The following is a 7,903-nucleotide window of genomic DNA, read 5'->3' on the forward strand; positions in this document are numbered from 1 at the left end:
GTCACGCTGAAGGATGCCTCGCACCGCGTGACCCTGCATAACCGCCAGGGAGCGAGGCAGCGCGACCTCGCCCTGCCGGCGCTGGGTTCGGTGATGGGTCTCTCGGCGCACCAGGACGACGCGGAGGTGTTCATCGGCTTCACGTCGTACCTGTTCCCGACCACGCCTTACCGCGCCGAACTGCCGGGCGGGGAACTGGAAGCGCTGGAACAACCCAGCATCAACCTCGACGTGGACGAGTTCGAGGTCACGCAGGACTTCGCCATCAGCAAAGACGGCACGCGCGTGCCGCACTTCATCATTGCGCGCCGGGGCCTGAAAAGGGACGGGACAAACCCCACCCTGCTGTACGGGTACGGGGGCTTCAACGCCAGCATGACCCCGGCCTTCAGCCCCGCGATCCTGGGGTGGCTCGATCGGGGCGGGGTGTATGTGGCGACCAACCTGCGCGGCGGCGGCGAGTACGGCAAGGAGTGGCACGCGGCGGGCACGCTGAACCGCAAACAGAACGTGTTCGACGACTTTATCGCGGTGGCCGAACACCTGATCGAAACCGGCCTGACCAGCCCCGCGCACCTGGGCATTCAGGGACGCAGCAACGGCGGGCTGCTGGTCGGCGCGGCCATGACCCAGCGGCCCGAGCTGTTCGCGGCGGCCATACCGCAGGTGGGTGTCATGGACATGCTGCGTTACCACGAGTTCACCATCGGCTGGGCCTGGGCCAGCGATTACGGGCGCAGCGACGACCCCGAAATGTTCAGTACGCTGCACGCTTACTCGCCACTGCACAATCTCAAAGAAGGCGTGCAGTACCCCGCCACGCTGGTCACCACCGGCGACCACGACGACCGCGTGGTGCCCGCCCACTCGTACAAGTTCATGAGTGAACTCCAGCGCGTGCAGCGGGCCAGCCCCGGTCAAAGCCCCAGTCACAGCCCCGGCCACCAGCACAGGCCCACCATCATCCGTATTCAGGTGAACACCGGGCACGGTGCGGGCAAACCCACCGCCCTGCTCATCGAGGAATGGGCCGACGTGTGGAGTTTCCTGGAAAACCACCTGAAGTAGAGCCTGGGGCCGGGAAGATGCTGGGGTTGAGTTTTTCTTGTGGCACCTGCCCCGCCGCGCCGGAAAATGTCATCCTGCTGACAAAACAGGGCCAGCGGTTTCCGGTGTGGCCCGGTCAGGAGGCCCTGCATGACGACACCCTTGAATGCCCAACCCCTCATCGACTGGTTTTTCGAGAACAGCGGCGCCGCGTCCCTGGGCCGCGCCGTGAACCTGGACGCCGCGACGGTGCGGCGCGTGCTGGAGGCGGGTCTGCCGCAGCAACTGCGCGCCCTGCTCAGCGCGGCCGACACCCGCCTGGGCCAGCAGCAACTGCGGGAGGCGCTGCGTTTCATTCCCAGCTTTCCCAGTGTCATGGAAGCCCTGAGCATGGGGGGCGGCGCGCTTGACCTGGAACGCGCCGGCCAGAGCCTGGCGGCCACGCTGCTGCCGGGGCAGCGCACCGGCCTTCCCGACGCGCTGGCCGCGCAGCACGGCCTGGATCAGGGTTCCCTGCGGCGGCTGTTCGACATGACCCTGCCGCTGCTCATCTCGCGCCTGGGCTGGCGCGACGACGCGGCGCTGCGCTTCCTGCCGCTGGTGGGCGAGGCGCCCCGCGCCCCGGCGGCCGTGGCGATTCCCACCAACGCCGCCGTGCTGCCGGCCGTCCGCAGCGCCGAGCAGACCGTCACGTACGGGGGGGCAGCGCGCCGGCGCGGGATGCCGCTGTGGCCGCTGCTGCTGATTCCGCTGCTGCTGCTGGGCGGGTGCTGGCTGCTGCAACCGCAGAACAACCGCACCACCCAGGCCGAAGCGGCCCAGGCCGCCCGGGAATCCCCAGTCACCTCCGAGTTCGCGGTGACCTCTCCCGCACCCGGCGCGAACGTCAGCGCCAACGGGTTCAAGCTGGAAGGCACCGGGCCGGTCGGCGGCACCTACACCCTGCGCCGCGCCGGGCAACAGGTGGGGACGTTCACGGTCGGCAAGGACAACCGCTGGAACGTGGACGTGCTGGACGCCGCCGCTCCTGCCGGGAACGTCATTTATACGTTCAGGGACGCCAGCGGCAGGGACGTGGCCACCCTGAACGTGAACGCCAGCGGCCCCATCGGGAACACGCCCGTCGAGGTGACGGCCCCCGTGGCCGGCGCGGAAGTCGAGGCAGGAGGCTTCAACATCACCGGCACGGGCCAGCCGGGCACTACCTACACTGCCTTCGAGGACGGCACGAACATCGGCACCTTCACCAGCGGCCCGGACGGCACCTGGAGCGTGGACGTGCCTGGCCCTACCTCCGGCCCACACACCTACACCGTGCTCGACGCCAGCGGCAACCGCGTGGCCCGCCTGCCCGTCACGGTGGCCGCCGCCGGCACCAGCGCCGAGTGCACCGACGCCCTGAACATCAGCCTCAGCGACAACGAAACCGTCAGCGCCCCCTTCCGTTTCGGCGGGCGCGGCAGCGGCAAAGGGTACACCGTGACCGTGTGGCGCGGCACCGAACGGATCGGTACGCGCGACGTGACCGTGACTGGCGACTGTACCTGGAGTTATGCCAGCAACCCCGGTGGGCAGGAAGGCGAGCCGTCCACCGTGCGCTACGAAGTGCGCCCCAGCGGGCAGGACACCGCCGCGCCCCCCGCCGGGCAGGTCACCCTGACAGTGTCGGGCAGCGGCACCAACTTCAACGCCCAGGGCGAGTACGTCGCGCCCACCACGAAGTAGCCAGGAAAAAGCAGGGGGAGGCCAGCGCGGTCTCCCCTGTTCCTGTTCGCTGCGCCAGTGGGCGGATGCCTTCGCGCCGCCTCTCTCCCAGAGCATTTGACAAACGAACAGAGTACTTTTTGTCCGAGCGGACTGGCACAGCTCCGCAGGAGAGAATGGAGCGATCTGAGGTGCTCTTCCAGAGAGCGCGTAATTCGTGCTCTAGCCTGAAGGCCTGTGGACACCATCCTTGCGCCAGAAGCCGACCCCGTGCTTGAGGAGTTTCTCAACAACCTCGTTCCAGACGCCAAACTGATCCGCGCCTGGCCCCTGACCGGGGGCGTGTCGGCCACCGTGACGGCGCTGGAGTTCGAGCAGCACGGGCAAAGCAGGCGGGTGGTGGTGCGGTGGTACGGCGAGCGGGATCTGGCGGCCAAGCCGAACATCGCCGCGCAGGAATTCGGGCTGCTGCACTTTCTGCATGGCGCGGGCTTGCCGGTACCGCCGCCCTGGCACCACGCGCCGGGCGTGCTGGTGACTGGGTTCGTTGAGGGCGAGGGCGGCGTGGAAGGCGCGCCAGACCCGCAGCAACTGGCGCACTTTCTGGCCGGGCTGCACGGGCTGGAGGCCGAAGGGCTGGATCTCCGCCCACTGCCGGAGGTGGGGCCACCGCCCACAGAGCCGGATGATTCCCTGGCGGAGACGCACATTCGGGAGGCCCTGGCGCACTGCCACCCCCCTCGGCCGGCAAAACCCGCGCTGCTTCACGGGGATTTCTGGCCGGGAAACACGCTCTGGTACACGGGAAAACTGGCAGCGGTCATCGACTGGGAGGACGCCGCCCTGGGTGACCCGCTGTATGACGTGGGCATCGCGCGGCTGGAACTGCTGTTCTTTCATGGGCAGGAAGTCATGCAGGCGTTCACGGACGAATACGCCCGCCTGACCGGGGCGAAGTTGCTGGCGTTGCCCTCCTGGGATCTGCGCGCGGCCCTGCGTCCGTGCGGGTTCCTGGGCTACTGGGGGCATTCGGCACAGCTCGAAGCGCAGCTGCGCCAGCGGCACGCCTGGTTCGTGGGGCAGGCCACGGCGGCCCTGACCTGACGGCACTGCTTACGGCGCGGCGGCCAGGAGTTCCTGCGCGGCCCGTTCGCCGCTTTCGACGGCGCCGTCCATGTAGTTCATCCAGACGCGAGCGCTTTCGGCGCCGGCCCAGTGAATGCGGCCCACCGGTTCGCGCAGGGCCGGGCCGAAGGCCGTCCAGACGCCGGGCGTGAACAGCGCCCCGTAGCACCCGCCGCTGTAGGGTTCCGCCGTCCAGTCGCGCTGCACGGTTTCCAGGGGTGTCCGGGCTAGCGGCCCGAAGTAGCGCGCCAGGTCTTGCAGGGCCAGATCGCGCCGCGTGTCCTGGGGGATGCCGGCCAGGGCGTGGGCGTCCGCGCCCTCGATGAAGCCCAGCAGCACGCCGGGGCTGCCCTGCGCGGGGCTGTTGTCGAAGGTGACCGTGACCCGCCCCCGGTCGCTGATCACCATGCCGCTGAGGCCCTCGTCGCGCCAGAAAGGCCGGTCGTACACCACCATGAATTTGATCACCGCGCCCATGGGTTGCCGCTGCTGAAGCTGCGTGCGCCGGGGCGGCAGCGGCGGCTCGAAGGGCAGACCGGAGAGCAGGGCGGGCGGCACGGCCACGATCAGGTGCGCGGCGCGGTGTGCCCCACGCGGGGTGTGCACGGTGACCCCCTGCGCGTCCTGCTCGATGCGGGCAGCGGGTTCTTGCAGGCGCACGTCGGGCAGCGCGTCCGCCAGGCGTTGCGAGATGGCCTGGGCTCCGCCCAGCACGCGCTCTTGCAGAGCATGGCCGCGGGTCAGGGTGTGGCCGTTGATGCCGCCCCCGTGCGCGGTGTACGTCAGCGCGTGCAGCAGGCTCATCTCGTGGGGCGCGGCACTGAACACCGCGCCGGCGTACAGGTGCATCAGGGCGCGGGTCTGCGGCGTGCGGGCGTGGCGCGCGATCCAGGTGTGAAAGGTCTGGGCGTCGAGTCTCTCGGCATCCGGCGTGTCCCATGGGGCGTCCAGCGGGACACGGCGGCTCAGCGCCAGGAAGCGGCGTTCCAGCAGGGCGTAATCGAGCAGCACCTGCGGCAGCAACGGTGGAATCAGGCCGCGGTACTTCAGGCGCTGTCCACCGAGAAAAGCCAGGTTGTGGCCCGCGTCGTAGGTGGGAAAGGTCTCCAGGCCCAGCTCGCGGATCAGGGCCATGATGTGCGGCTGGTTGGGGCCGACCCACTGCCCGCCCACATCCACGTTCACGCCGGTGACGGGCAGGCGCAGGCTGTGTGTGCGGCCCCCCACGCGCTCCCGCGCTTCCAGCACGCGCACCTGTATGCCCGCCTGGGTCAGGCGGCGCGCTGCCGTGAGGCCGGCAATGCCGGCCCCCACCACGATCACTTGGGCGTCCATAGGACAGCTTAACGGCCAGGGCACTCCTCCTCGAGCAGAAATGCCGCGTCGTCACGGCAAAAGGCCCGCCTGTCAGCCGTCCAGGGCCGCCAGGGCGCGGGCCAGGATTTCGCGGATCAGCCCGGCTTTGTCATTGTTGTACTGGTACACATACTCGTAATCGCGGTGGGCAATGGTTTTCTTGTGTGCGCCGTAAGCGCTGCGGTCTGCTTCATTTTCGCGGAGCCAGTCGCGCAGAACCTTGTGCCGTCGGGCCTCGGGGCTGCCGAGCGTCCAGACGTGCAGGTTGATGTCGGTGTCCGGCCCTTTGAGCAGGCGGTGCTCGTGCCAGTCGGGTTCGCGGATAGTCAGGCGGTAACCGGCAGCGGTCAGCAGCGGCACATAAGTGTCCTCGTCGGCGGAGTTTTCCACGCTCAGGTCGATGTCGATGATGGGCTTGGCCGCCAGGCCCGGCACGGAGGTCGACCCGACGTGTTCCAGCGCCAGAATCTTCTCGCCGAGCAGTTTCCGGAGGCGTTCCGCTTCGCGCCCGTACAACACAGGCCACTGCGGGTCGTATTCGCGCACCTCGATTTTTCCCGTAAGTTTCGGCATTCCACCCACGAAGGCCGCTTCCACTTCGGCCCGCGTCGGTGGGTGGTCGGTGGGCATCAACTCGTGGCGCGGGGCTTGATCCTGGGGCATGGTGCTGGTCAGTGTTCGCCGGCCCCGGCCAGGTTGTCATCGGCCAAACGCGCTATGGCTTCCGGCAGCCTGATGTTTCAGGCTTGAACCGTGCCGGAAGATGCCCGTGGTGAACTCCTGGACAACCGTTTCGATTATCGCCAGCAGAAAGGCGGGCGCGTGGTCATCACGTGGTACGGGCGGCCCGTGACCACGCTTGCCGGCAAGGACGCGCAGAAGTTCCTGACGCGCCTGATCGGGCTGGATAGTCACGCCGCGCAACTGATGATGGCCCGCGCGACCGGCAATTTCAGGCGCGGGAACGAGAAAGGGCGCTAGAGCATTTGCCAGAAGAGCGAAGTACTTTTGGCCGAGCGAAGCGAGTAAATTTGGACGAGCAGGACGAAGAACGGAATTCGCAGACCTGCGCTAACGAAATTCCGTGACGCGGGTCAGTGGCCCGCCCAGGCCGTCGATGCGGGCAGGCAAGCTGCCGGCGGGAATGGCCAGGCCGGTGCTGGCGTCGTAAGCGGTCAGTCGAATGCTGCCCTGCTCCACATCCAGCACCGTCACCACGCTGCGGGCGGTGCCGGGAAAGCCCACGTAATCGCGCCCGCCGATTCCGCCGCTGCTCAGGACGTTCAGCCCGGCCAGCCGCCCGGGGTAGTAGGCGGCGTGGTGCCCGTGGACGTAGGCGGTGACGTCGCCCTTTTCCATGATCTGGCGCAGGCTGGCGGCGTCACGAATGATTTCGCCGGGTTTGTTCTTTTCGCGGCTAACGCCGGCGAGGGGCAGGTGGCCCAGCACCAGCCGAAAACTTGCCTTGCGGGCGGCAGCTGAGGCGAGCTGGGCGCTTAGCCACTGGCGCTGTGCGGCATTGACGTTGGGGCCACTGGCGTCCAGCACGGCAACAAAAACATTCTGCACAGTGAACGAGTACGTGAAGGGAAACCCACCGCGATCCACATACGGAAGCTCTGGCGCGTGTGCTTTCCAGTAGTTCGCGGCCTGCACGCGATCGGCGGCCAGGCTGGCGTCGTGGTTGCCCAGCGTAAAAGCGAAGGGAATGCCGGCGTTGCGCAGGGGACGGCGCACGTCCCGCTCGAAGGCCTGCCACATGGCCTGCACCTGCGCGGGCTTCAGGCTGGCTTTCTGCCCGGCGATCAGGTCGCCGGCGCTGAGCACCACGTCCGGTTTCCACCCGCCGACGATGCGCGTGACCGCCGAATGCAGCTCCGGTGGGTAGGTCGTGCTGCCGTAAGACCCGTTGAAATCGCTGAGCAGCACCAGCCGCAGGGCCTCTGTACCGGGGGACAGGGTCAGCAGCGTCAGGAGGGAAAGCAGGAGGCGCACGCTCCCCAGTTGAGCACACGTCTGTCAGCGGTCTAGAGCAGTTCTCCGAATTCCGTCATGTGTGGAAGGGCACCCCACATGACTCCATTCTTCGCCCTGCACGTCCAAATTCACTCGCTTCGCTCGGCTAAAAGACCGAAGGCTTTTAGCAAATGCTCTAGAGGGGCAGGGCAAGTGTCAGTGATTCGTCAGAGCATAAATGTAAACTTCAGATCACATAAACTTTGGATTAAATTCTTCTCATCTTTGTTCGCTTCCCCAGGAGGGCACACGATGGATCGCCACACCCCCAACCTCGACCGCACCACCTTCGATCCACGCGACGCCATTCAGGGTGAAGACGGCGAGTGGTACCACCTGCCCACCCTGAAGGCCCTGCACCGCCTGGGCCGCCTGTCCATCGACTCCCCGGCCTATATGATCCTGCTGCACGTTCTGCAACTTGAAGCGCCCCAGCACGTCCGCCTGACCGCCTGAACAGCCTGCCGGCTGTTTCGTTGTCCAGCCGAAAACGCGGCGGCTGACTTCACTTTTTTCTTCACTTCACTCCGCTTGTATGTTGCGGGCGTCAGGGATTAGCCTGACGCCCGCAGCGACGGTTGCTGGGAACGGAGTGGGGTGAACGCCCGTTACTCGCCAGATCAACGAATCTGAAGCGGAGATTGCGTCCCCCACT

The 7,903-nt window shown here is 67.2% G+C and carries 8 protein-coding genes (1 of these 8 cut by a window edge); 5 read left to right on the forward strand and 3 right to left on the reverse strand.

The window, feature by feature from the left end; all coding sequences use genetic code 11:
- The 3 genes from E5Z01_RS14685 to E5Z01_RS14695 form a co-directional block, all read left to right on the forward strand.
- Window positions 1–1,068 carry the 3' portion of a prolyl oligopeptidase family serine peptidase gene (locus E5Z01_RS14685; protein ID WP_135230045.1) on the forward strand. Its footprint begins 1,017 nt before the window's first position, so the window shows 1,068 of its 2,085 coding nt (coding positions 1,018–2,085); its start codon lies beyond the left edge, outside the window; it ends in the stop codon at window positions 1,066–1,068.
- Between the two features lie 129 nt (window positions 1,069–1,197).
- A complete protein-coding gene (locus tag E5Z01_RS14690; RefSeq protein WP_135230046.1) occupies window positions 1,198–2,772 on the forward strand; it encodes a DUF937 domain-containing protein in 1,575 nt (524 codons plus the stop codon).
- Between the two features lie 216 nt (window positions 2,773–2,988).
- The gene (locus E5Z01_RS14695; RefSeq protein ID WP_240738455.1) at window positions 2,989–3,855 is read left to right on the forward strand and encodes a phosphotransferase family protein; all 867 of its coding nucleotides are present in this window, start codon (window positions 2,989–2,991) and stop codon (window positions 3,853–3,855) included.
- A 9-nt stretch (window positions 3,856–3,864) separates the two neighbouring features.
- Here the strand turns inward: E5Z01_RS14695 and E5Z01_RS14700 are convergent, their stop codons facing one another.
- Both E5Z01_RS14700 and E5Z01_RS14705 read right to left on the reverse strand, forming a co-directional pair.
- Window positions 3,865–5,211, reverse strand: a complete 1,347-nt coding sequence (locus E5Z01_RS14700) for a flavin monoamine oxidase family protein (RefSeq protein WP_135230047.1) — start codon at window positions 5,209–5,211, stop codon at window positions 3,865–3,867.
- 72 nt (window positions 5,212–5,283) lie between these two features.
- Window positions 5,284–5,895, reverse strand: a complete 612-nt coding sequence (locus tag E5Z01_RS14705; RefSeq protein ID WP_240738456.1) for a GrpB family protein — start codon at window positions 5,893–5,895, stop codon at window positions 5,284–5,286.
- 90 nt (window positions 5,896–5,985) lie between these two features.
- Here E5Z01_RS14705 and E5Z01_RS14710 point away from each other — a divergent pair, with 90 nt between their 5' ends.
- Entirely contained in the window at window positions 5,986–6,213 is a 228-nt protein-coding gene (locus tag E5Z01_RS14710; protein ID WP_135230048.1) for a hypothetical protein, read from the forward strand.
- Window positions 6,214–6,303: 90 nt separating this feature from the next.
- Here E5Z01_RS14710 and E5Z01_RS14715 read toward each other — a convergent pair whose 3' ends face one another.
- On the reverse strand, window positions 6,304–7,227 hold the full coding sequence (locus E5Z01_RS14715) for a metallophosphoesterase family protein (RefSeq protein WP_240738457.1): 924 nt from the start codon (window positions 7,225–7,227) through the stop codon (window positions 6,304–6,306).
- Window positions 7,228–7,500: 273 nt separating this feature from the next.
- On the opposite strand from E5Z01_RS14715, the gene E5Z01_RS14720 reads away from it, so the two are divergent.
- Window positions 7,501–7,704, forward strand: a complete 204-nt coding sequence (locus E5Z01_RS14720) for a hypothetical protein (RefSeq protein WP_135230049.1) — start codon at window positions 7,501–7,503, stop codon at window positions 7,702–7,704.
- The last annotated feature ends 199 nt before the right edge of the window (window positions 7,705–7,903 follow it).

It is taken from the genome of Deinococcus fonticola, from assembly GCF_004634215.1.
GTDB classification, from domain to species: Bacteria; Deinococcota; Deinococci; order Deinococcales; family Deinococcaceae; genus Deinococcus; species Deinococcus fonticola.